The following is a 22,019-nucleotide window of genomic DNA, read 5'->3' as shown; positions in this document are numbered from 1 at the left end:
GCCAGGGTAGGGTAGTTGGTTATCCTAGAGGACTGTGGATCCTCCGACCCGGGTTCGAATCTCGGCCCTGGCCTTCTTTTACTCAACAATTAAAATCAGTTCCTGCTTTCATGTTTTGCCCGATCGCATCTCCTCATTGCCTTTTATAGAGAAAATGTAATATCAGTTCCCGTGCATTCCCGAACCCGGGGATCTTTTCCCGCGCTGCTATAATTTACCCTCCGCTCCCGGATATCCGCAAGCGGTACCTTATCAGATGGTGTAGGGATGGGTCAGTTCGGTCTTCATTGTTTTCATCGAATCTTTTATTATCATGAAAAACAGCAGAACAAATCGTAATATTTTATATATTCATTATATAATCATAACATTTATGAAACCAGCAATTCTTCTTCTTGTATTATTATGCGGGATATGTTTTGTCGCCGGTTGCTGCGAATTCTGTCCACCGCCTGCCTGTCCTAACACCACCACTCCCTGTCAGAACTGTCCAACCTGCCCGGCAACTCCCTGTCCCACCTGCAATACCAATACTGTATCGAATTGCATTCAGCCCATGAAGACGATTATTGTGGACGCACCTGTTGAAACAACGTCTTATACTGTCAAAGCATTTGTCAATCCGGATAAGAAGATCGGATTAATGGTTGGACCAAATACAGCTCTGGATGGCACATGGTCATATGATCCTTCAAACAATGCAAGAATTCTATTCACTACGCAGCGAGGGAGCAGTGAGACGTACACGGGTTTCATTGAGTTGTATGATAATCATAAGGCAACAATTACTATCAGTAACTGGCCCTTGAAAGCAATGGGAACCTGGTCCCAGTAATTTTTTGGAAAACCTGCTTTATTAGCGTTTCAATCATCCCGTTTTCCATCCTGTCCGGCCTCGGAAAGATCATAATTATCCTGGGTCTGGTATCCCAACAACACAGCACATTTTTGTGCATTGAATACCAAGTTTGTACGGCAATTCTGTATGGCAGGTTCCTGCCTGCGGATCACCATCCCGGACCATTGAAGATCGTATGCCCGAAAACCGCTATGTCCACGGTTATTCCACCCGCGAATCGGAGCGCCTGTCGGACCAGGCGGGAGCTCTTACTGCCCTCCTGCATGATGACACCCGCTACCCCGCGGGCTCTCAGGTGCTGGAAGCCGGGTGCGGGATCGGGGCCCAGACCGTCATCCTTGCACGGAACAGCCCCGGTGCCGTGATAACCTCGGTCGATATCTCGCCGGAATCGATACGGGGGGCGGAAGCACGTATCCGGAAGGAAGGGATCACAAATGTCACGTTCCGGGTTGGGGACATCTACAGCCTTCCGTTTCCACCCGGGAGTTTCGACCACATCTTCGTTTGTTTCGTGCTCGAACACCTTGCAGACCCCGGGCGTGCGCTCAGGCAGCTCCGCCCGTTCCTGAAAGACGGTGGCACGATCACGGTCATCGAAGGGGATCACGGGTCAACGTTTTTCCACCCTGACAATGCCGATGCTCATGAGGCTGTCGGGTGCCTCGTCAGGCTCCAGCAGGACATTGGCGGCAATGCGCTGGTAGGGAGAGAGCTCTATCCCCTCCTCTTGGATGCTGGATACCGAGACGTCCACGTCTCACCACGCATGGTGTACGTGGACTCTTCCCGCCCGGCCCTTGTGGAAGGTTTTACGAAACAGACGTTCACCGCCATGGTCGAAGGTGTCCGGGACGAAGTGCTGAAGCAGGGGCTGATGGAGAGGGAGGCGTGGGATCGGGGCATCCGGGCTCTCTACCGCACCTGCGAACCGGACGGCGTCTTCTGTTACACGTTCTTCAAGGCGACCGCACAAAAGTACCCCCGCAGGACCGGTCCATGAGGATATCCATTATCCTCGCCCACCCCTGCCCCGGGAGTTTCAACCACGCCATTGCCGGGACGGTCGCTGACACCCTCGCGGAAGCGGGCCACGAGGTGTTGTTCCATGACCTGTATGCAGAAAAGTTCGACCCGATGCTGCCCTGCGAAGAGATCCCCCGGGGTGCCGTGCTCCCCGCTGCCGTCGCATTGCACTGCCGGGAGATCGCGGAAGCCGACGGGATTGTCTTCGTCCACCCGGACTGGTGGGGGATGCCACCGGCAGTCCTGAAGGGCTGGGTGGATCGCGTGCTCCGCCCCGGTGTCGCGTACCGTTTCAGCGAAACGGATTCCGGTGAAGGCATCCCGGACGGTCTTCTCCATGCCCGGGCGGTACTGGTCTTCAATACGTCCAACACCCCCCACAGGCGGGAGTTGGATGTGTTCGGCGATCCCCTCGAACGGATCTGGAAGGACTGCATCGTCTCCTTCTGCGGCATCCCTGCCTGTCACCGGAAGATGTTCGGGGTCATGGTCACCAGCAGTGACGACCAGCGGCGGGCATGGCTTGCCGAGGTTCGGAAGATCGCCCGCAGGACTTTTCCCCCCGTTGCCTGATCCGCCCCGGCATTTTCACCGACACTTTCGCGCCATGCACCCGGGGGCTTTTTGAGCTGGCCGCTCCTTTGGTGTGATGGGAACTGTTATGGATGACGCAGCACTGACCCGCGAAATTATCACAACCATCCGGAAGATGAACCGGGCATGGACCGGATCGTGGAACGAAGAGGAATTCCGGTCGTACATCCATACCGGCGCCGTAGCGATCGTACCGGCTGCGCCCGGCCGGCTGGAAGGGATGGAGGCCTATGTTGCCGGGTGGCGGGATTTTGTAGCGGCAGTGAAGATCCAGTCATGGAGTGAGAGGGATCATCACGTGCAGATCTTCGCTTCGGGAAAATGTGCGGTTGCAACCTATCTGTTCACGATCAGGTTCGAAACGGGCGGGCAGGTGCAGGCCATAGAGGGCCGTGATATGTTCTTCCTGGTAAAGGAAAAGGGGCGGTGGCTGGTTGTCGCCGACCAGTTCTCGCCCGAACCTGTCACGGGATGAAGGCTGCCGGACAGCCCCCGGCAGACCGGGTCCGGGCACGCCAACGGTATAAATCAGTTCAGGATCAATAATTCCGGAGGCTTATGATGGACACAATCGGACTCGTCGGCTATCTTGCCGGAGCTCTCACCACGATCGCATTTGTCCCGCAGGTGGTGAAGGCCTGGAAGCTGGGGGAGACCCGGGACCTCTCGCTTGCCATGCTCGTGCTCTTCGGTATCGGCATCCTTCTCTGGACGGTCTATGGTCTCTGGGTCGCCTCCATGCCCATCATCTCCGCCAACCTGATCACGTTTGTCCTGGTTATCGTCCTGCTCGGCCTGAAGATCCGGTACAAGTGACCTGGTTTTAACGGGAACACGGTATCGGCTGGTGGGATGCAGGCGGAGATGGAAAAAGAATTCTGCAGAAAAGAAGATGAATTAAATCGTGATCACTTCAGAACTATGAAAATCGTTTAGTTACGAGAGAGCCCACCTCAGGGACTTTCCGAGGAGTCAATCGTCGCGTCAGCGAGGATTGGCTGGAGAAGAACCGGCAAGGATTCTTCGTTTAGGTCGAAGGTCGGCTCACGCTTCCCTTCATCTCGTCGAGGTTTTGAGAAACCTCTCCGATTTCCGAAGGGGTTCATCAGAACCTCGAGGATAAGAAAAACTCATCAGAGTTCTTCGACGTAAGTGAGGGGTCATCCTCATAATCATCTGAAATTGTAAGCTGATTTTTTGAAAAATATGATTTCTTCCGAGCCAACAATTCCCTCGTTACAATGCCAGATCTTTTGAATTATCCAAACAGGATTTCTCCAGAGCCCGAAAAGATTACGGGAATATTCAGCCGTGAACAGCGCAGGAAAAAATTAAAAAAAAGTATTCTATTGAGATGCCTAGTCCAGCAGGACAACCGTGCCGGCAATTTTGTCGTGGAGACCCTGGTGCTTTTTCGTAAACCCGATCATCAGGAACCCGATAAAGATGATCAGGGTCGATATGAATTTCCCGAAGAACCGGAGTGTCGTCCGTGCGACCGCCGGTTTGTTCCCGTCCATATCGGTCACCCTCAGGCCCATGAGTACTTTTCCGGGGGTAGCCTGACTGCGGGAGGACTCGAACCCGGCGAAGTACAGCCACGGGACAACGATGATCAGCATACCGAATGCAGCAACCACCGGCGCAAGTGCCGCATCAAGGGTACCTGCCTCGGTGATGTCATGGTAACTGACCCCGCTGACCGTCATGAAATAGGCATATTTCAGGCCGTTGGTCAGGGAGAAGAATGCGATGACGATCCCTCCCGAGAGAAGGACGAGAATCATATCCACAATGAATGCGATAAAGCGCCTGCCCAGCCCCGCATACACCCCGATCTCGGGCCCCTCGTCCTCTTCAGGAGTGGCGACGGGTTTTGCCGGAATTGATTCAATATCAGTCCCGCACCACTGGCAGAATTTCCCGGAAGCATCAGTCTCTTTTCCACATTTTGGACAGAACATTCCATTTACTCCTGATATGTAAACTTAATCCGGGTGTCCTTTTTAATTTAACTGTTCTTTCCTGTTTTTTAACGGATTTTTCCCGGGATCCGCGGGTGCCGGTACGGCTCTGCGCCGGGAACCGTGGTTCCCGAACGTCCAGGGAGGAAGGAGACCGGAGCACAAATCAGTAATATGAACAATATACCAGATCTCTTCATGAACTACCTTCTCCTCCTCACCGTCGTGCTCGGCCTGGTCCTGTGTGCGCTCTCTGCCGGGTGCACCAGCCCGACCCAGGACGGGATCACTCCTGTGGTGATCACCCCCACGCCAACGCCGTCATCCCTGCCAGCATCAGCCGCATCCGTCGTATCAACACCGGTACCTGTCGAGACCCTGCCCGAGGAGCAGTATGTCAGCCTCGAGCTCTCAAAGGAACGCCCGGACTCCTCGATCCACCTCCTCTACAACGGAGGAAAAGGCGAGATCGCTGTCCAGAGCATCATGATGAGGGTCACCCGCTCCGATGGGCAGGTCACCGAAGAATACATGGATAATGGCAGCAGGAAACCGCAGCGTGGGGACGAGCTGGTGATGGAAGGGACCCGGGGCAACGACCGGGCCGAGGTGTTCGTCACGAGCGCCGGCAGGACCTACAAAGTCATCGACCGCCCGCTGGTTCTTCCCTCCATGTAAGTCCCGGCAGTCTTCAGATTTATCCTGCGTGGGCCGATCCCGCGATCTTCTCCGCGTATTTCTGGGTTGCATACCCGAGCACGAGGAGCACCACGGTGGTTATGCCGAGCACGACCCACTGCTCCGGGCCCGCAGAGCCGACCGCGAGCCGGGCGAGGAGGTTGAGCGGGTTCGAAGGCAGGGCGAGAGAGAGGAGGATGACGATCACCAGGCCCGTCGAGAAGATGAACTGTGCTGCCGTCCGCTCGCGGTAGTGGAGAGCAACCAGGGTCCCGAGGAGGATGAGGATGAGCGAGGTGACGACCACGTGGAGGAGGATCAGGCCCGGGTTCTGGATGGCGATGCCGTTGATCATCAGGAGGACCAGCCATGCACCTGCCTGGATTGGCACGAGGAGCTCACAGGCTAGCACCTTTCCCCAGACCATTTCGGTGAAGGTGACCGGTGTGGATATGAGCGTCTCGAGCGTCTCGTGCTGGTACTCCTCGGTGACCAGGTCGATGACGAGCGCGGAGGAGATGATCGCCGGCATGAAGACGAGGAGCGGGATCAGCAGGCCGTACACGAACTCGTAAAAGTCGCCACCGGTTGATGCCGGGACCTGGAGCGGGAGCGGCTGCTCGTCGAGCCGGCCCGCCCGGACCTGCCGCAGGGTACTCTCATATCTCAGGAAAACATCCTTGAGTTTCACATCGACAATGGCGCTCTGGAGATCGTTCTCCAGCGTGTAGAGGGTGATCTTGACCGGGTCCGCGGCGTCCGGCCGGGTATCGGGCACATAGATCACCGCCGCAAGCTTTCGCTGCTGGAGAGCAGCCACTGCCGTGGAGAGGTCCATCCGGTAGACCCGGAAGTCCGGGCTTGTCCGGAGATAGACCAGCACATCGGACTCGTTGCCCGCGTAGGCGACATTGTACCGGAAGTGAGAGTACCGGGAGAGCGAGGACGGGTCGTACATCGAGGTGAGTCCGACCATCAGGAACGAGGAGAAGAGGGCGATGAAGAGCTGGAGGAGGACGGCAAGGAGGATTGTCCGCTCATTAAAAAGCCCGCGGAATTCCTTCTTCGCAATGATGGACAGGTGTTTTGCCTTCACGAGAGCCACCCCAGAATGAAATAGAGGTTATAGAGGCAGTGCACGAGCATCGCGATGAGGAGGCCCGCGACAAACCATTTCCTCCCGCCATATTTCAGGCAGCAGGCAATGATCAGGACGCAGCCGAAATGGAGGAGGAACGGGAGCCAGAGGGACCCGAGCGAGAGGAAGAGGATGCTGCCAAAGACCGAATCGGAGATCTGCGTGAGCGTGGCGAAGAGGAGCAGTTTCTCCCCGACAAGGAACCCGAGGGCGGTCGCCCCGCAGGCAAGGACGAGGTTCTTCCACGTGAAGAATGCGGGGTTCCTGACAAAGAGGGTATAGATCCCGATCCCTTTTGCGATCTCCTCGATGAGCGCCGCGAAGAGGAGCAGGAAGACGAGCGACCAGGGCATGGGCAGGTTGAAGAAGAGGACAAGGCACATCATCTGCACCATGAAGACGAAGGGTATGGAGAAGCCGGCAAGGAGGAAGAGCGAGAGGAACGGGTGCTCCCGCGGCAGGATCTCCGAGAGGAACTCCCGGGCGCGGGTCAGCAGCCGCTTCTCGGAGAAGAGCCGCTCTTCCTTGAAGTTCTTTGCCGCGATATAGAAGAGGATGGCGCTCGTCAGCCAGAAGAGCGAGGTGGAGTACAGGTAGTCCGTCGCAGCCCAGGCCGTGCCCTGCAGGGTGAGGACGATGAGGGTGAGCGGGGAGATGAGGCTGATGATGTGGACGTTTGCGAAGATACTGGGGAAGAAGAGGTAGGAGGTGGCCACGGTCGAGAAGAAGATCGAGATGAACGAGAGCTCCTTGAAACTCCTGGAAAGCATGCCGATCAGGAGGGCATTTGCGAGGAAGAAGAAGATGATCGGGATGAGCGGGAGCAGGATGAGGGGCGATGCCTTCAGGTAGAGGGTGAGCCCGGCACAGATGGCGGCCATGCCGAGGAAGTACGGGAGCATCTTGCCGAGGATGATGGAGGCAGTCCTGACCGGGGTTGAGAGCAGGACCTCGCCTTTGCGCTCGATCCGCTCGTTCATGATGCTCATCATGAAGAACTGGGAGGTGAAGTAGAGCGGGAAGATGAAGACGAAGACGAGGATGATCGAGTCAAAGGGCAGGGGAGGCGAGAGCTGGGACGGGGTTTTGAAGGTGCCCATCGCCGGGTTGCCGGAGGACAGGACGTCCGTGTACCGCGAGATCTGCGTGTTCTGGGTATTGGACTGCACGAGTTCCTGCCTGAGCTGGTCCTCGGTCACCGAGAGGGTCGGCGAAGGGGTAGGGACGTTCTGCACGACACCGGTCGGCACCGGGGGAGCCCGCCCCGGGGTGGCGCTCACGTACTGGCCACTCTGGGTGGAGAGGAACGTGAGTTCGCTCGTCACGCTCTGGGTATCGATCCAGAGGGGATAAGCTGCGAAGAGATCGCTCTCGTTGTCGTAGACGCTGTTGACGTACTTTGCATAGTCCCGCGAGAGCGTGTTGAGAGCCGAGTTCGCCTTCTCGGTCCCGCTCCCGGCTGCCCTTCCCTGGACCACGATGACGTCAAACTGGTTGCGGTGTGCGGACAGGGACGGGGCGTCCATGACATAGACAGAGAACCGGGCGTCGCTTGCGAGGAGCCCCCCGACCTGCGGGTCATCGACACCCACCGTGTACATCCCGTCCTGCAGGTGGAGGCCGGTCTGGGCGGTAAAACCGGTCACGAGCACGAGGAGCACGAAAAATATCACGGCAACCGGCAGGACGTTCCGTCCCATGAGCGAGAAGGACTTCTTCACTTCCCACCGCGCGATGGTGGCAATGTCGGCAAGCATGCCCATGACCGGTATTCTCCGTGATGCCCGTTGCTGCTGCTCCTGCCATTCCCGGGCCGGGGCAGCGTGCAAGGCTGGGTACAGAATAATACCGGGTATCCATCAAAAACCCATCGGTGCCGGTGGACACGGGGGGGCAATAACCGGTCCCCATGGTAATGTATATCACCATACCGGCGCAAGTCTGATCGGTAAGGCGGCCAACCATGATCACTGCCCGCAACGTGACCAAGGACTTTGACGGTTTCATGGCGCTCGACGGCGTCAGTTTCGAGTTCGAGGACGGCGAGATCTTCGGGATCATCGGCCACAATGGCGCAGGCAAGACCACGCTCCTCAAGATCGTATCAGGCCTGATCACCCCCTCGTCGGGGGAACTGTTTATCAACGATATCGACGTGGTAAAGAACCCGGCCGCCCTCAAGGAGAACCTCGGCTACCTGCCCGAGGAATCAAGGCTCTACGAGACCATGACGGCCGAGAGCTACCTGGCCTTCTTCGGCGAGATCTACGGGCTCTCCCCGCAGGAGATCCGCGTCCGCTCAAACCAGCTCTTCGCGGCGCTCTCGCTCGAGACCAATGGCAAGAAGATCGGCGATTTCTCAAAGGGCATGAAGCGGAAGGCCGCGATAGCCCGCTCGCTCATCCACGACCCCACGTTTCTGGTCTATGACGAAGCGACCAGCGGGCTCGACCCGATGACGTCCCGGTTCATAGCCGATTACCTGCGCAGGCTCAGACAGGACGGCAAGACCATCGTGCTCTCGGCCCACAACCTCTACCAGGTGGAGGCGATCTGCGACAAGGTGATGATCCTCAGGCGCGGCAGGATGGTCGCCTTCGGGAGCATGAAGGAGCTCCGCGAACAGTTCGGCTCGATCACCTATGCGGTCTTCTTCTCCATCGATGACCCGGGGAAGATGCACGGCCACTCGAAACCCTACCGGCAGGAAGAAGGGTTCTTTATCTGCGAGGCGGAGGACATGACCGGGCTCAATGAGTGCACGGCAGTCATCACGGAAGCGGGCGGCAGGGTGGAGAAGATCGAGTCACGGTACCCGTCCCTCGAAGAGATGCTGGTCAGGATCGGGAAATAACCCCCGGCACCTTTTTCCATAAAAGCGTTAATACTATGCACAATAACTTCCAAAGATAACCGGCATTGACGGGCTGCAGGCCCTCATTTACTGGGTGAAACCAATGGAAAAATCGCAGCGGAGATGGCTTTATGTTTCTGTCGGTTTCTCCCTCCTCGTTCTCGTGGTAATCCTGTATCTTACCATCAACCAGAACACCCTCCATTACCTCCGGGAGATCAATCCGTTGTTCCTCCTCCTTGCTTTTCTTACCCACATCCTGACCATGTGCTTCTGGGCAATGCGGGTCAAGAAGATGTCCGGTTCCCTTGGGTATCATATAGGATTTTTTTACAGCCTGAACCTTGTCTTTGCAAACCTGCTCGCCGCGGCGGTCACGCCGGCCCAGGCCGGGGGGGAACCGGTACGGATCCATGAGCTGTACAAGGCAAATGTCCCGATCGGCGACGCGACAGCCGTAGTGATCATGGAACGGGTTCTTGACGGTATCGCACTTGCAGCCCTTGCCGCGTTTGCCATGATCGTGCTGACGGAACAGTGGAACAGCCTCGGGGCAATTTCGACGGTGATGGTCTATGTCACCTGGATCTTTGTTGCCGGGTGCCTGTTCCTCTTCTACCTTGCAGTCAGGCGCCCGGATGTTGTCAAGAGAGTCGTGAACCGCAGTGTCCGCTTTCTGACAAAGAAATGGGACAGGGACAAGGTGGAGGAACTGTTGGAAAGGGCGGACAAGGAGATCGACAATTTCAACGAGGCGGTCATCCGGTTCGTGAGGACCGCCAAAAGCGGGCTTTTATGGGGGATGCTCTTCACCCTCCTCTACTGGGTCTCGGAGATCATCACCGCATCCCTCATCCTCGTCGGGCTTGGACAGCCCCCGCTCATTTTCGAGTCGTTCGTGATCCAGCTGATCCTCGCTATCCTGATGATGATCCCGCTGACACCGGGAAGTTCCGGCATTGCGGAGGTGGGCGCGACATCGATGTACGCCCTCTTCATACCCGCATCCATCGTCGGGATATTCGTTGTTATCTGGCGGATAGTACTCTATTATTTCAATATCGCGCTTGGCATCCTTTCCAGCATTATCATTGTCCGCAGGGAGGCAAAAGCCGGTGAATAAGCCTGCCGGGAGATACCGAACTCTTATCTTCGATAAAGGCAATCACTCTCCACGGCATGGCGCAGATCCGGTGCGAGGTCAGAGGAGTATTTGTCGCAGTCGGCGATTCGGCAACAGTCCCCCTTGTCGTACTCTCGGACGGCAGCGACCGTGTCCTGCCGATCTTTATCGGCATCTGGGAGGCAATCTCCATCAACAGCGCCCGGAACAGGGAGGTCCTGCCAAGGCCGTTCACCCATGACCTCTTCCTCGACCTGTGTGAAAAATTCTCCATCGCATTGCGGTTCCTGCAGATCGACAGTATCGAGGACGGGGTCTACTATGCCCAGCTCGTGCTCGTGACCAATAACCACGAGGAATATATCGACTGCCGCCCTAGCGACGGGATCGCAATCGCTCTCCGCGGGGATGTCCCCATCTTTGTCGAAGAGTGCGTGCTGGAATCGGCGGGGCAGAAATCCGAAGATCTTCCCCAGCTGGTCGGGCTCGCTGAATTCCTCCGGAAATAGGAAAAATTATTTTTTCCGGTGCTCGAGTTCCTGCATTACATCGGAGAGTTCGAGGCCGGCAGCCCTGATGGCGACAAGCAGGTGGAAAAGGAGATCTGCAGCTTCTTCGACCGTGCGTTCGTCCACACCGTTTTTAACCGCAAGGATGAACTCGGTCGATTCTTCGCCCACTTTCTCCAGTACCTTGTCAATCCCTTTTTTATCCGTGAGGAGGCGGGTCGTATACGAATCGGGACGGGGATTCTGTGCACGTTCCCCAATCACTTCCCAGATCTCTGCCAGGATACGGGTGTCAGCGGGTTCTTTCATGCTGCCTCCGCAGGGAGCAGGACTTCCCCGATCTCGAGACCGAAAAACCGCCGGCACAGGATGCGGGCCTTTTCGATGTTGCAGCCGGCCTTCCCGATGGCGATGCCAAGGTCGCTCCTCTGCCGGACAAATACGTTCACCGGCGCGTTCCCTTCGCCATGTTCGGTCTTTACGACCTCCGCGGGTTTGAAGATATTGGCTATGAATGTATCCGGCGTTTCTGAGTACTCGACCATCTCGATCCGTTTCCCGAGCACATTCTGGAGGCGCCTGATATTCTCCCCTTTTTTGCCGATTGCAAGACCCATGTCCCCCGGGCGGACTACGTAGATCACCCGGTCGAACCGGTCATCAATTACGCAGTCAAGTGCTGTTGCTTTGGTCAGGATCCGTAATTCTTCAATATACCTTCGCTCTTTAAAGCCGATATTGCGCTCCATATGAAAATCAGTCCTATTGTATCCGCAGGTTTTGGGATATTCGAAGTTTGATCTGAAAATGCGGGGACGCATCTTCCTCTGATGTGCGTGGAGGTCTCCAGAGATTCACCCACGTTTTTCACGGTTGATTGCCGGCCCAAAAGAGCCGGGTGCTGCTACTGATGATGTAAGGAATAATCACACGCTGCTTATGTAAAAAAGTTGTGAAGGGATCCTGTGAATTACTGGTAGGAGTAGTCAATGGATACATCCGCAGTGACCGTGACCTCTCCCGGTTGCACGGGGGTCGGGACCGCGGACTTTGCTGCCCCCATGGTCTCGACCGAGTAGGAGTTGTAGACTACCGGGGTGTAGCCCTGTGAGATGACGACATCCCGGGTCCCGCTGATATTGACACCCATGGCATCTGCAACAGTGCCCGCGTCCGCCCGCGCATTGGAAACGGCATTTTTCAGGGCAGTGCTCCTGAGCGCCTGGGCCTGTGCGTCCGAGAGCATGAACTGGATCGAGTTTACCTGGTTGGCTCCGTTTGCAACGGCAAGGTCGATCACGTCTCCTGCCTGGCTCACGTCATCCAGAGTTACCAGCAGCGTGTTGGTCACATGGTAGGTCTTTATTACCGGGTTGAGGATGGTTGAGTCCTGGTATTCCGGATAGATGGAATACCCGGTTGTCTTCATGGAATCCCGTGGGACCCCGGCGCCGGCCAGCGCATTGATGACCTGGGTCATCTGTGCCGCATTGTCCGACTGGGCCGTCTTCACATCCGGGTTCTCGGTTGCCACGGCAAATGAGATCTGGACACGGTCGGGCGTTCCGGTCACGGTTCCGCTCCCGTCGGCATGGATCAGTTTTTCGCTGACGGTATCGGAACCTGCTGCAGCCACACTGCCAGCCAGAGCCATAGTCGCAAGGACGAGGATGGCTGATACAAGAATGAGTCTTCGCATCATGGTAATCGCATGATCTTGACCATAGAGGGGGTTAAAGATTGCTTTGACTGCGAAAACGATCGCAGTTATCAGGAGCGATCTAGGTGAATACGGTGTTCTTTCCGGGTGCCTTACGTTCGGGTTCAGGAATGTCGAAGAACCTCCGGGTTCTTCTCCTGCCTCACCACTTCGGGTTCGGCATCGGGAAACTACAAGACGGCTGAGTGTCAATACTACTGGCGACCAGAGTATGGCAGCGACAATCGTAGAGAAGATATTCTCAAAAAAGTGTGGCAGCGAGATCAGGGTAGGCGAAGTGGTCATGGCTCCTCTTGACGGGGCGATGATCCACGACATAACCGGCCCGCTTGCCATCCAGAAGTTCTACGAGATGGGGGGTTCCATGGTGTTCGACCCCGGCCGCGTCATCATGCTTTTTGACCACCAGATACCTGCGGACTCGATCGAAGCGGCGAACAACCATGTCTACATGCGGAAATTTGCTGCCGAGCAGGATATCCTCAATTACGATATCAACGAGGGTGTCTGCCACCAGGTGACCCTGGAGAAAGGGCGGGCTGCGCCGGGCGAGATCGTTGTGGGTGCGGACTCCCACACCTGCATGTACGGTGCAACCGGGGCTTTTGCAACCGGTATCGGGTCGACCGACATGGGGTTCGCGCTGAAGTTCGGGGCGCTGTACTTCAAGGTGCCCGAGACCATCCGGGCCGAAGTGACAGGAAAATTCCAGAAACGGGTCGGGGCAAAGGACCTGATCCTCTCTATCGCGGCCGATATCGGTGCCGACGGGGCGACCTACAAGGCAATCCAGTTCACCGGCAAGACCATCTCGAAGCTGGACATGGCAGGCAGAATGACCCTCTGCAACATGGCGATCGAGATGGGCGCAAAGGCAGGGATCGTGGCACCGGATACGGTGACGTGGGAGTACATGAAGGGGCGGCGGAAGATGAAGCCCTTTGAGCTGGACAGCGACCCGGACGCGAAGTTTGCGGAGACCCGTTCCTACAATGTCTCCGCTCTTGAGCCGCAGGTAGCCGTCCCCCATAATGTCGATACCGGTGTGCCGGTCACCAAAGTGGCGGGAACGCACGTAGACCAGGTCTTCATCGGGTCCTGCACGAACGGGCGGTTCGAGGACCTTGCAGAGGCAGCGGACGTGCTCGGGAAGAAGAAGTTCAGCCCGAAGGTCCGGGTCATCATCATCCCGGCGTCCCGGGACGAGTACCTCAAAACCCTCAGGGCGGGCCTTGTCGAGAGGTTCGTGAAGGCGGGAGGTCTTGTCGAGGCGCCCTGCTGCGGGCCCTGCATGGGCGGATCGTTCGGCCTCCTCGCGCCCGGCGAAGTCTCGCTCTCGACTTCGAACCGGAACTTCAGGGGCCGGCAGGGGAGTACCGAGGGGAAGGTCTACCTCTGCTCACCGGCAACGGCGGCTGCGAGCGCCATGAAAGGCGAGATCACCGATCCGAGGGAGGTGTGATGATGGCAGGCCGTAAGTCTGCACCGGTCAAGAGCGTTGTCGTCAGAGCGCCACAGGCCACCACGAATATGAGGGCGTGGAAGTTCGGCGACAACATCGATACGGATGCGATCATTCCGGGGCGGTTCCTGACCCTCAATAACCCGGACGAGCTCGCAAAGCACGCCTTTGAAGGCACCCGCGACGAGTTTGCAAAGAAGGTGAAGGAAGGGGATGTCATTGTCGGGGGGCGGAACTTCGGGTGCGGGTCCTCCCGCGAACATGCCCCGCTCGCCCTGATGGGGGCCGGGGTGAAGGTCGTGGTGGCACGGTCTTTTGCCCGGATCTTCTTCCGGAACTCGATCAATGTCGGGGTGCTCCCTGTCGTCTGCCCGGAAGCGGACGAAATCCCCGACGGGGCGAACGTCACCCTGAAGATCCGGGAAGGTTATCTTGAAGCGGACGGGGAGAGATACAGGATCGAGCCCGTGCCCGAGTTCATGCAGGGCATCATCGATGCCGGCGGGCTCGTGGAGTATGCAAAGTCACTGAAGGAGGTACCGGTATGTACAAAATCGCGGTGATCAGCGGGGACGGGATCGGCCCGGAGATCGTGGCCGAGGGAAAGAAGGTGCTGGAAGCGGCAGGGGAGAAGTTCAACTTCGATATCCAGTGGACGGATTTCGATATCGGGGCAGACCGCTACGTCCATTCAGGGAAACTCATTACCGAGGAAGAACTGAAGGAACTCTCGATGTTCAGGGCAATCTATTTTGGTGCCATCGGGGACGAGCGGGTGAAGCCGGGTATCCTCGAGAAGGGGATCCTCCTCGCGCTCCGCTTCCACTTCGACATGTATGTCAACCTCCGCCCGATCAGGCTCCTGCACGGTGTCGAAACCCCGCTCGCAGGCAAGACACCGCATGATATCGACTTTGTCGTAGTGAGGGAGAACACCGAGGACTTCTACGTAGGCATCGGGTCCCGGTTCAGGAAACACGAGAAGAAGGAACTGGAGGTTATCCGCGATCTCTACAGTGTGAAGTTCGGCCTTGATGTCACGAGCGATGCGGAAGAGATAGCCTACCAGATCGGGGTCATCACCCGCGAAGGGGCACGCCGGGTCCAGACCTACGCGTTCGACCTTGCCATGCAGCGGAAAAAGAAACTCACCTCGGTCGACAAGGCAAACGTGCTCTCGGACGTGTACGGGCTCTGGCGGGATGTGTTCACCGAGACAGCGAAGTCCTACCCCGATGTCATGACCGAGTTCACCTTCGTGGACGCCATCACGATGTGGTTTGTCAAGAACCCGGAGTGGTTCGATGTCGTGGTCACGCCGAACATGTTCGGGGACATCATCACCGACCTCGGCGCCATGATCCAGGGCGGGCTCGGGCTTGCACCGGGCGGCAACATCAACCCGAAGGGCACCTCCATGTTCGAGCCGATCCACGGCTCGGCCCCCAAGTACAAGGACTTAGGCGTGGCAAACCCCATCGCCACTATCTGGGCAGGGTCGCTGCTGCTCGATCATATCGGGGAGCACAAGGCGGCAGCCGCAGTCATCAGCGCCATCGAGCAGAGCATCAGGGACGGCGTAGTGACAAAGGACATGGGAGGCTCGGCACGGACAACGAAGGCCGGGTCGTATATCGCCGAGTGCGTGAAGGCAGGGAAATAATTTTTTCGATTCAGAAATCCGGATCTTTTCTCCCTGGATAGAGCTGTTGTCCTAAATCCATTCCACTTTTGTATCGGTCAAGGCTCCACCCACATTCCCGGTATTGATGGTGTCAGCGGGCTCAATGAGAAGAACAGTGCAGATTCCCTCACAAACGGGTTTGTGATCCACACCCCTTGGGATGACCCACGAGTTCCCATTCCCTCAGCTCAAGGGTTCTGTCCCGTAATGCAATCTTCATCTTCCCTTCGATGACCATGAACATTTCATCGGTTTCATCATGATGATGCCAGATAAATTCCCGTCGTGCCTTGACCAATTTGATATGGTAATCGTTCAGCCGTGCGATAACCTTGTATGCATGCAGATCGCGAATTAGTCCGGCTTTTTCTTTCAGGTTTACAACCCGGATTTCCATGAGTAATCTGGGTCGGGGAATATCCTATTTTTTTTGATAGAGCAGAACCATGAAAATCGTTATAAGTTAAATTTGTGAGGGTTCCCCGCCTCAGGGCCTCTCAGAGGATCGACGAAGGGGGTCGAGAAGTTCGCAGGAACTTCGAGCACAGCGGGGCCGGGAAGTTTTTAAGTATTGCTTTTGGTCATCGATCTGCCACGGGGGCGCCCCGCCGGGGACAGCCGAAGGCTGTGGAGAAGACATCAGTCTCCGACTGCGGCGGCGTTCATCATTTTGGGGTATAGGGCATCAGCTCCCATCAATTCTTCCGGAATGGGCAGTGAGGAAAGGAGGGTCCCCCCACCCCCCTCCCTCAGCACTAGGGCCCCTCTCCTACCTGTTCATTGCCATGGGCATACCCCCACCCCTCCAGCTCATGAAGGGGTGGGGGGGTAGCTACCCCTCCTCTGCCGCATGTTCTGAACCTGTGCTTCTCATGAAAACTCCGACGGTAAAAGATACTTTGGCCGGCCCGGAAAAAGGGGGGTAGCTCCGTGTCTTCTCCTGAGAGGGGTACCCCTCCCTCCTACCCCTCATTGCTGAGGACCACCCCCATCCTACCCGCCCTTCATCAGTGGGTGGGGTAGCTACCCTCTTTGTTTGCATGCACTCAAGCTCAGATTCGCGTGGAACTCTCGCCGGAGGACTCAAATTACAGGCCGGATCCTGGTCGGGGGGTACCCTCTCCGGTACATAATCCGAAGGGTCCCTCTCACACTCGGTTAACTTCCCTATTCCATGGGTTTTTTACCCATGAGGTGGAGTATCATCCATCTGATCCGGCCTTTTGCGGAGGCAGGCGGCCGGGACGGGAGGAACGATGGTAGATGATCTGCAGATAAAACGGGAACTGATGCGGGATATACTTGGCCGTCTCTCCGGAAAAGGGAAAAAAGGGAGGGAGGCTGCAATAGAAGCCCTTGCGGTGAGCACGGAGGACGAAGACTGGAGGCCGAACGAGCTGATACGGCAGGGAGGGATCGAGATCATCAGGAACCTGCTCAGGGAAAAGAACCCGCACATCGTCCTTTCTGCCCTTGAGGTTATCATCGCCGTTGCGGCGTCAGGCGAGGAAGAAGCGCTTATCAGTGACGGGGTAATCGCGTGCCTCGATACCATGCAGGACGATAAGAACCCCGCGATCCGGAAGAAGGTACGGGAGGCCCTATCGCTCCTGCAGCCCGAAGTGGAAGAGGTCATCACTTCAAAACCTGAGGACGATTATTAAACCCAAAGACCGGCAACCCGGGACGGGCAGGGGGCGACGGACCCGGAATTTTCCTCACCCGCTTTTTCAAAACAGGTTATTTCAGGTTCTCCGGTATCCCGGAAAAACAGTCTTCCTCTTCTCCACTTCCCTCTTTGGAAAAAATTGACCTGAAAAATGCTATCGGGGACTTTTCGCCAGCACCACCGGGTGCCGCAGGTTTTGTCCGGCTGCCTTTAAAGAGGAGTTCGGCTTCGGCCTGGCCTTCCTCGACATGCATCCTATCGGTAACATCGACCACGGAACCCGCAATGGCTACGGTTTTCCCGTTTTTCACGACCGGGATCTCGTCGACTTCAACCCAGATCCTGCTCCCGTCAGATCGTGCCATCTCAAGGCGGTATGGCGGTTCGCGCCTCCCGGAAGTGACGGCCCGGATCGTCCGTTCGAGTCCTGAGGCATTGACAGGGTTGTCGGTGAGGTACTCGGTCCATGAATGTTTACCGGCTCCCGGGCGGCACCCGAGAAGGACACGGATCCTCGGGCTCACATACGTCATCGCGTGGTCCGGTGTATGGGAATAGTACATCCTGCTCCCGCTCTCGAGGACGAGCATCAGCTCCTCGTCCTTCTTTTTTATCGCCTTCTGTTCGCTCTTGAGCCGTGTTATATCCCGCCCGGACGCGACGATAGCGACAACCGTCCGTTCCCCGTCCAGGATAGATTTAGCCGACCAGCTGATGCACCGCATCCCTTTTGGTGTCTGCAGCCATTGCTCCACAACGCAGACAAACGGGGGACGGAAGAGCCGGGTCATCTGGGTCGCGATCACGTCGGAATATCGTTCATCCGTGACTGGCATGAAAACGCTGCCGACCAGACTCTCCCGGTCCTTCCCCATCGTCTCACAGTACGCGGAATTGACAAGAAGGAGCCGCCCTTCAAGGTTGAACTTGACGAGGAGATCCTGCTGGTTCTCCACAAGATCCCGATATACCGTGTCCGCATCTTCCATACGTATTCCCGCATTCTCCTGTGCCGGTCCACGACGTTCCTGCCGGTTAAAAAGGAGGGCCAGTCTTCACTTAGGATCTTCTGCTGCGGAACTATTAATGTTGCACGATATGCAAAAATCCGGGAACGGAAAAAGGAAATTAAGGGGTAAATCAGCTTTGCCACTACATGCATTCAGGTTCAGACAACCGCACTGATCTTCTGCTGGCCGTCTACGATCCGGCGTATCTTTATGGCAGGCGTCTCCGGTATCTTCACGATAACGACGGAGCGTTCCTTTCCGTGTACCACGGCACGGAGCGTGGTAAGGGAGAGGGTGAAATTCCCGTTTTCGAACAGCTCGATGTTCAGGGCTTTGCCCGATGCCGAGACATGCGCAAGGCCGCGGGTCTGCCCGAGATAGTAGTTCCAGTTGTGGGAGAGCTCTTCGACCTGGACAAATACCCGCCCTGAAACCGCTTTGATGAGATCTGCTCTGCGGATTGCATACCGGTTCCCGAGAATATGCAATTCCACGACCTCATGCGCTGTTCCCTCGCTGTCCTGAGCCCTGTACCGGGTCTGCTGGAGATACCCTGCTTTTTCCATCATACACGACCGCCTTCTGTCGTATACTGGCGTTGACAGGATGAGTATATATCCTGTCACCGTGCGCAGGGTGAAAGTGAATGCGCCGAAGAGTTCACTGCCGGAAACATCAGCAGGATGAGACGGTAAACAGGTCAGGTTTTTTTATCCATGCACGCATTCAGGACATTCTCAATAAAGGAGAGTGTACCGTTGATACCTGCAAGAGGGGCGGGATACAACCGGACTGTCCCCCTGATAGGAGGAACGATGCCACAGAATGCCACGTCCCCGCTGACCGCACGCTCAAATGAGGACCCGATAACAAGATCCGGGCCATGGGCCTGGATGAGCTCTTTTACCTGCGAGAGCCCGTCCGCATGCACGACCGGGAACTGGGCCTCTTCCACACGGTTGCGGGAGCCGACACAGCAGATCCCGGCATCCAGGTAGCGCCCGAGCGTCTTTGCGGCAAACAGGGCATAGGAACATCCGGCAAATATTGCAACAGCCGGCGGATCATACCTGCGCAGGTACTTGTCGCACGCACGCACGACTCGCTCCTCCTGCTGCTGCAGTTCCGACAGGACGGGGTCGATGTCCGTGCCTTCGACCGTACCGCCGATATTCGTAAATGTGTCCCGGATTTCATTAAATCCCAAAGTCCCGCCGAGGTTTCTCCCGACACCAGATGAAAAATCGTCGTTGGTTCCAATGGTGTACGGCGAAGCGCGACCTGCCTTTTCCAGCCGGTCCTGACAAAAGACCGTCCCTGCCGGGACGGATGCCATGGAAAACAGTCGCAGGATCTCCTGGACATTCCCCCGGGAGAACGGGTCGAACAGGCATGCCCCGTCAATATTCACCCCCGGGGCTTCCGGATCGACCCGGGGTCCCAGCATGGCAAGGGCGTTTGCATACCCGGTCTCCACATCGCCGGAAAAACCCGGGCTGTCCACGAGAATGACATCGTGTCCGGCGAGCATAGAGCGGATGTCTTCCCCGAGAATTGCGGGTACGCAGGTCGTTATCACTGCAATCCGTTTCCCGGTGCAGGCAAGCTCCCGTATCACTTCCTGGAGCCGGTCCTCGGATCCGAAGATCACCTCATTCTCAAGGATGAATGTGCCGTGGAGCGGGGCGTGGAGGAGGGTAGTCGGGTAGTAATAGCACCCGCTGGAGCCGTGGATGACAACTGCCATGCCCTCGAATCCCGCAAGGCAGGCAGCTGCCCCCGTCATGGCACACGGCCAGAGGGGGTTGTCGCACTCAGGCATGGATCGCCCTCCGCCAGCGGTGGAGCATCCGTCTCGTCCCCGCGGTCCCGACCGCCGGACTGACCGGCAGGACTCTCCCGCACCCGTTTCCCGGGGAGAGTCCAAGTACACCGGCAAGCTCCTCTGCGGTCCCGGTTCCTTCCTGGCCGGGCAGGGTTGTGTCCAACACGACAGGGAAGCCCCTGAGATCCGAAAAAGAAGCTATCATCTCGTCCTGGAGGGCCTTTTCGCGGTCGGCTGCACATGCCCCGTCAATCCCGCAGGCATCCGCTACGGACCGGATAAATGAGAGAGTGCCTGACAGGCCATGGGGAAACGAGGCGATGAAAGGAGTTCCAAACCTCTTCTGCAGGTATTCCCCTACGGGAACAAGCGAAGGGTTCCTGAGGATGTTGAGCCGGGCCGCACCGAGCAGGGAAAACTTTTCGTAGGTTATGGCATGCACGAACCGCAGGTTCACCGCCAGTCCCAGCCCGGAGAGCAGACGGGAGACCTCGGCATAATTCGCTCCCACTTCATACTCGAGGTTCATCTCACCGATGATGTTGACACCCCTCCCCTCCGGGCAGGGCCCGGCGGTCCCCGCAAGGGCGATGAGGGCATTGTTCAGACCATCCTGGAAGGTCCCCCCGAGGAACCCGGCCGTGGGGACATGAACGACCGGTATCCCGTAATCCCCGGCACACACGGCGTCTACGTCGTCACCGATGGTGTCGACAATGCAGGTAGATAATACGAAAATGGCATGCACGTCCCGGTCAGCTGCCTTCGCCACTGCCCGTTCAAGTGCCTTCTCACCACCAAAAACAATGTCGTTTTCCCGGAGACCTGTTGAGAAGAGGTCAGGCGCCATAACCTGCCCGTTGTCAAGCCAGGTCGCGTGGAGCAGGGAGAAATTGTGGTGGGTGCACCCTTTGGGACCGTGGACGATACTTACGGCATCGCTGACATGGGAGGTCACCGAGAGAGCCCCGGTCAGGGTACAGCCCCCGAGCCTAGAAGAATTCACGGATAAGGGATTCGAGTTCATCGATTTCAAGGGGGCTGGGGATCGACATCCGGGTATTCTCCATGACATGCCTGGCAAGGGAGCGGTACTGCCCGGCCTGGGCCGAATCCGGGCTGTACTCGATCACCGTCTGGCGGTTGACTTCGGCAAGCTGGACGATATGATCGCGGGGTATGTACTGCACGAGCGAGCTGTTCACCCGCCGGGCAAACTCGGTCACGAGCTCCTCTTCGCGGGGCTGGCCCTTCGCGTTGCAGATAATACCGGCAAGGCGGCATTTGCTCTTCACCCGTAAGGAGAGCCGCTGGATCGCTTTGCAGATATTGTTGGCTGCATAGAGGGACATCATCTCCCCGGAGGTGACCAGGTAGATCTCCTGGGCGTAGCCTTGTCTCATGGGCATGGCAAACCCACCGCAGACCACATCCCCGAGGACATCGTACACAATCACGTCGCCCGTGAGTGCGCCGAACTTCTCCAGAAGCTGGAACGTCGCAATGATACCGCGGCCGGCACAGCCGACACCGGGCTCGGGCCCTCCCGCTTCGACACACCGGACACCATTGTAACCGGTATAGACGATGTCATCAAGGGAGAGGGCCGCCTCGCCCCGGGTCCGGACCAGGTCCATGACCGTGGGGATAAATACTCCCTGCATCAGCATCCGCGTGCTGTCCCGCTTGGGATCGCAACCGATCTGCAGGACGGAAAGCCCCATGCCGGAGAGCGCTGCCGACATGTTCGCCGAAGTCGTGGACTTCCCGATACCCCCTTTACCATACAGGGCGACCTGCTTCATCAGGATACTATGGGATGGCAATTTATATTAGATCTCCTGATGTTAACAAAAGTAAAGTTGTGTTGCGGGAAGAGGCGGAGGATCATCGCCGGGGAACCC

General features: G+C 57.2%; 24 protein-coding genes and 1 tRNA gene. 13 read left to right on the top strand and 12 right to left on the bottom strand.

Translation table 11 applies throughout. The features are described from left to right. The 5 genes from ABSB80_RS00640 (at position 1) to ABSB80_RS00620 (ending at position 3,295) form a co-directional block, all read left to right on the top strand. Positions 1-73, top strand: a tRNA-His gene (locus ABSB80_RS00640). 961 nt (positions 74-1,034) lie between these two features. Further along, positions 1,035-1,862, top strand: coding sequence for a class I SAM-dependent methyltransferase (locus ABSB80_RS00635; RefSeq protein ID WP_428367111.1), 828 nt, complete (start codon positions 1,035-1,037; stop codon positions 1,860-1,862). Next, positions 1,859-2,458, top strand: a complete 600-nt coding sequence (locus ABSB80_RS00630) for an NAD(P)H-dependent oxidoreductase (RefSeq protein WP_428367109.1) — start codon at positions 1,859-1,861, stop codon at positions 2,456-2,458. Before ABSB80_RS00635 ends, ABSB80_RS00630 begins: the two co-directional genes overlap by 4 nt. 88 nt (positions 2,459-2,546) lie before the next feature. Next, on the top strand, positions 2,547-2,954 hold the full coding sequence (locus ABSB80_RS00625) for a YybH family protein (protein WP_428367107.1): 408 nt from the start codon (positions 2,547-2,549) through the stop codon (positions 2,952-2,954). An 86-nt stretch (positions 2,955-3,040) separates the two neighbouring features. Further along, complete coding sequence (locus ABSB80_RS00620; protein ID WP_428367105.1) at positions 3,041-3,295, top strand: SemiSWEET family sugar transporter; 255 nt, start codon at positions 3,041-3,043, stop codon at positions 3,293-3,295. A gap of 542 nt (positions 3,296-3,837) precedes the next feature. Here ABSB80_RS00620 and ABSB80_RS00615 read toward each other — a convergent pair. Next, positions 3,838-4,443 carry an RDD family protein gene (locus ABSB80_RS00615; RefSeq protein ID WP_428367103.1) on the bottom strand — a complete coding sequence of 202 codons (606 nt, stop codon included), beginning with the start codon at positions 4,441-4,443 and terminating at the stop codon, positions 3,838-3,840. 174 nt (positions 4,444-4,617) lie between these two features. Here ABSB80_RS00615 and ABSB80_RS00610 point away from each other — a divergent pair, with 174 nt between their 5' ends. Next, positions 4,618-5,121, top strand: coding sequence for a hypothetical protein (locus ABSB80_RS00610; protein ID WP_428367101.1), 504 nt, complete (start codon positions 4,618-4,620; stop codon positions 5,119-5,121). Between the two features lie 19 nt (positions 5,122-5,140). Here ABSB80_RS00610 and ABSB80_RS00605 read toward each other — a convergent pair whose 3' ends face one another. Next, positions 5,141-6,217 carry an ABC transporter permease gene (locus tag ABSB80_RS00605; protein ID WP_428367099.1) on the bottom strand — a complete coding sequence of 359 codons (1,077 nt, stop codon included), beginning with the start codon at positions 6,215-6,217 and terminating at the stop codon, positions 5,141-5,143. Next, positions 6,214-8,022 carry an ABC transporter permease gene (locus ABSB80_RS00600; RefSeq protein WP_428367978.1) on the bottom strand — a complete coding sequence of 603 codons (1,809 nt, stop codon included), beginning with the start codon at positions 8,020-8,022 and terminating at the stop codon, positions 6,214-6,216. The genes ABSB80_RS00605 and ABSB80_RS00600 overlap by 4 nt, the downstream gene beginning before the upstream one ends. Before the next feature lie 200 nt (positions 8,023-8,222). On the opposite strand from ABSB80_RS00600, the gene ABSB80_RS00595 reads away from it, so the two are divergent. The 3 genes from ABSB80_RS00595 (at position 8,223) to ABSB80_RS00585 (ending at position 10,745) form a co-directional block, all read left to right on the top strand. After that, the gene (locus ABSB80_RS00595) at positions 8,223-9,113 is read left to right on the top strand and encodes an ABC transporter ATP-binding protein (RefSeq protein WP_428367097.1); all 891 of its coding nucleotides are present in this window, start codon (positions 8,223-8,225) and stop codon (positions 9,111-9,113) included. Positions 9,114-9,216: 103 nt separating this feature from the next. Next, positions 9,217-10,236, top strand: coding sequence for a lysylphosphatidylglycerol synthase transmembrane domain-containing protein (locus tag ABSB80_RS00590; RefSeq protein WP_428367095.1), 1,020 nt, complete (start codon positions 9,217-9,219; stop codon positions 10,234-10,236). Positions 10,237-10,292: 56 nt separating this feature from the next. After that, positions 10,293-10,745 carry a bifunctional nuclease family protein gene (locus ABSB80_RS00585; RefSeq protein WP_428367093.1) on the top strand — a complete coding sequence of 151 codons (453 nt, stop codon included), beginning with the start codon at positions 10,293-10,295 and terminating at the stop codon, positions 10,743-10,745. 6 nt (positions 10,746-10,751) lie between these two features. On the opposite strand, the gene hisE is transcribed toward ABSB80_RS00585, so the two are convergent. The 3 genes from hisE to ABSB80_RS00570 form a co-directional block, all read right to left on the bottom strand. Next, entirely contained in the window at positions 10,752-11,054 is a 303-nt protein-coding gene (hisE, locus tag ABSB80_RS00580; RefSeq protein ID WP_428367091.1) for a phosphoribosyl-ATP diphosphatase, read from the bottom strand. Continuing rightward, on the bottom strand, positions 11,051-11,494 hold the full coding sequence (locus ABSB80_RS00575; protein WP_428367089.1) for a NusA-like transcription termination signal-binding factor: 444 nt from the start codon (positions 11,492-11,494) through the stop codon (positions 11,051-11,053). The genes hisE and ABSB80_RS00575 overlap by 4 nt, the downstream gene beginning before the upstream one ends. Positions 11,495-11,715: 221 nt before the next feature. Further along, positions 11,716-12,447 carry an SIMPL domain-containing protein gene (locus ABSB80_RS00570; RefSeq protein WP_428367087.1) on the bottom strand — a complete coding sequence of 244 codons (732 nt, stop codon included), beginning with the start codon at positions 12,445-12,447 and terminating at the stop codon, positions 11,716-11,718. A gap of 229 nt (positions 12,448-12,676) precedes the next feature. Between ABSB80_RS00570 and ABSB80_RS00565 the strand changes: the two genes are divergently transcribed. The 3 genes from ABSB80_RS00565 to ABSB80_RS00555 all read left to right on the top strand — a co-directional run bounded on the left by ABSB80_RS00565 (position 12,677) and on the right by ABSB80_RS00555 (position 15,590). Continuing rightward, entirely contained in the window at positions 12,677-13,927 is a 1,251-nt protein-coding gene (locus ABSB80_RS00565) for a 3-isopropylmalate dehydratase large subunit (protein WP_428367085.1), read from the top strand. Between the two features lie 68 nt (positions 13,928-13,995). After that, entirely contained in the window at positions 13,996-14,490 is a 495-nt protein-coding gene (locus tag ABSB80_RS00560; RefSeq protein WP_428367976.1) for a 3-isopropylmalate dehydratase small subunit, read from the top strand. Next, positions 14,472-15,590, top strand: coding sequence for an isocitrate/isopropylmalate dehydrogenase family protein (locus ABSB80_RS00555; RefSeq protein WP_428367083.1), 1,119 nt, complete (start codon positions 14,472-14,474; stop codon positions 15,588-15,590). Before ABSB80_RS00560 ends, ABSB80_RS00555 begins: the two co-directional genes overlap by 19 nt. A 148-nt stretch (positions 15,591-15,738) precedes the next feature. Here ABSB80_RS00555 and ABSB80_RS00550 read toward each other — a convergent pair whose 3' ends face one another. After that, complete coding sequence (locus ABSB80_RS00550) at positions 15,739-16,008, bottom strand: cupin domain-containing protein (RefSeq protein WP_428367081.1); 270 nt, start codon at positions 16,006-16,008, stop codon at positions 15,739-15,741. Positions 16,009-16,867: 859 nt separating this feature from the next. Between ABSB80_RS00550 and ABSB80_RS00545 the strand changes: the two genes are divergently transcribed. Continuing rightward, positions 16,868-17,275, top strand: a complete 408-nt coding sequence (locus ABSB80_RS00545; RefSeq protein ID WP_428367079.1) for a hypothetical protein — start codon at positions 16,868-16,870, stop codon at positions 17,273-17,275. A 76-nt stretch (positions 17,276-17,351) separates the two neighbouring features. Here the strand turns inward: ABSB80_RS00545 and ABSB80_RS00540 are convergent, their stop codons facing one another. From ABSB80_RS00540 to cfbC, 5 genes are all read right to left on the bottom strand, one after another. After that, positions 17,352-18,269, bottom strand: coding sequence for a PAS domain-containing protein (locus ABSB80_RS00540; RefSeq protein ID WP_428367077.1), 918 nt, complete (start codon positions 18,267-18,269; stop codon positions 17,352-17,354). Between the two features lie 179 nt (positions 18,270-18,448). Further along, positions 18,449-18,859: a hypothetical protein gene (locus ABSB80_RS00535; protein ID WP_428367075.1), complete on the bottom strand. Its 411-nt coding sequence runs from the start codon at positions 18,857-18,859 to the stop codon at positions 18,449-18,451. A 131-nt stretch (positions 18,860-18,990) separates the two neighbouring features. Then, complete coding sequence (locus ABSB80_RS00530; protein WP_428367073.1) at positions 18,991-20,112, bottom strand: nitrogenase component 1; 1,122 nt, start codon at positions 20,110-20,112, stop codon at positions 18,991-18,993. Beyond that, entirely contained in the window at positions 20,105-21,121 is a 1,017-nt protein-coding gene (locus ABSB80_RS00525) for a nitrogenase component 1 (RefSeq protein WP_428367071.1), read from the bottom strand. Before ABSB80_RS00525 ends, ABSB80_RS00530 begins: the two co-directional genes overlap by 8 nt. Next, entirely contained in the window at positions 21,108-21,920 is an 813-nt protein-coding gene (gene cfbC, locus ABSB80_RS00520) for a Ni-sirohydrochlorin a,c-diamide reductive cyclase ATP-dependent reductase subunit (RefSeq protein WP_428367069.1), read from the bottom strand. Before cfbC ends, ABSB80_RS00525 begins: the two co-directional genes overlap by 14 nt. Positions 21,921-22,019: the final 99 nt, after the last annotated feature.

The sequence above is a fragment of the Methanoregula sp. genome, from assembly GCF_050010295.1.
Lineage (GTDB): Archaea > Halobacteriota > Methanomicrobia > Methanomicrobiales > Methanospirillaceae > Methanoregula.
The sequence above is the reverse complement of the archived record's forward strand: the minus strand, read 5'-3'. Positions and strand labels throughout refer to the sequence as shown.

Coding starts and splice junctions, on each gene's coding strand:
- ABSB80_RS00560 (WP_428367976.1), top strand. CDS start 13,996: ATGAGGGCGTGGAAGTTCGGCGACAACATCGATACGGATGCGATCATT.
- ABSB80_RS00590 (WP_428367095.1), top strand. CDS start 9,217: ATGGAAAAATCGCAGCGGAGATGGCTTTATGTTTCTGTCGGTTTCTCC.
- ABSB80_RS00595 (WP_428367097.1), top strand. CDS start 8,223: ATGATCACTGCCCGCAACGTGACCAAGGACTTTGACGGTTTCATGGCG.
- ABSB80_RS00615 (WP_428367103.1), bottom strand. CDS start 4,443: ATGTTCTGTCCAAAATGTGGAAAAGAGACTGATGCTTCCGGGAAATTC.
- ABSB80_RS00565 (WP_428367085.1), top strand. CDS start 12,677: ATGGCAGCGACAATCGTAGAGAAGATATTCTCAAAAAAGTGTGGCAGC.
- ABSB80_RS00600 (WP_428367978.1), bottom strand. CDS start 8,022: ATGGGCATGCTTGCCGACATTGCCACCATCGCGCGGTGGGAAGTGAAG.
- ABSB80_RS00625 (WP_428367107.1), top strand. CDS start 2,547: ATGGATGACGCAGCACTGACCCGCGAAATTATCACAACCATCCGGAAG.
- ABSB80_RS00620 (WP_428367105.1), top strand. CDS start 3,041: ATGGACACAATCGGACTCGTCGGCTATCTTGCCGGAGCTCTCACCACG.
- ABSB80_RS00575 (WP_428367089.1), bottom strand. CDS start 11,494: ATGGAGCGCAATATCGGCTTTAAAGAGCGAAGGTATATTGAAGAATTA.
- ABSB80_RS00545 (WP_428367079.1), top strand. CDS start 16,868: ATGGTAGATGATCTGCAGATAAAACGGGAACTGATGCGGGATATACTT.
- ABSB80_RS00550 (WP_428367081.1), bottom strand. CDS start 16,008: ATGGAAATCCGGGTTGTAAACCTGAAAGAAAAAGCCGGACTAATTCGC.
- ABSB80_RS00585 (WP_428367093.1), top strand. CDS start 10,293: ATGGCGCAGATCCGGTGCGAGGTCAGAGGAGTATTTGTCGCAGTCGGC.
- ABSB80_RS00555 (WP_428367083.1), top strand. CDS start 14,472: ATGTACAAAATCGCGGTGATCAGCGGGGACGGGATCGGCCCGGAGATC.
- ABSB80_RS00610 (WP_428367101.1), top strand. CDS start 4,618: ATGAACAATATACCAGATCTCTTCATGAACTACCTTCTCCTCCTCACC.
- ABSB80_RS00635 (WP_428367111.1), top strand. CDS start 1,035: ATGCCCGAAAACCGCTATGTCCACGGTTATTCCACCCGCGAATCGGAG.
- ABSB80_RS00570 (WP_428367087.1), bottom strand. CDS start 12,447: ATGATGCGAAGACTCATTCTTGTATCAGCCATCCTCGTCCTTGCGACT.
- ABSB80_RS00630 (WP_428367109.1), top strand. CDS start 1,859: ATGAGGATATCCATTATCCTCGCCCACCCCTGCCCCGGGAGTTTCAAC.
- ABSB80_RS00535 (WP_428367075.1), bottom strand. CDS start 18,859: ATGATGGAAAAAGCAGGGTATCTCCAGCAGACCCGGTACAGGGCTCAG.
- ABSB80_RS00530 (WP_428367073.1), bottom strand. CDS start 20,112: ATGCCTGAGTGCGACAACCCCCTCTGGCCGTGTGCCATGACGGGGGCA.
- cfbC (WP_428367069.1), bottom strand. CDS start 21,920: ATGAAGCAGGTCGCCCTGTATGGTAAAGGGGGTATCGGGAAGTCCACG.
- ABSB80_RS00540 (WP_428367077.1), bottom strand. CDS start 18,269: ATGGAAGATGCGGACACGGTATATCGGGATCTTGTGGAGAACCAGCAG.
- hisE (WP_428367091.1), bottom strand. CDS start 11,054: ATGAAAGAACCCGCTGACACCCGTATCCTGGCAGAGATCTGGGAAGTG.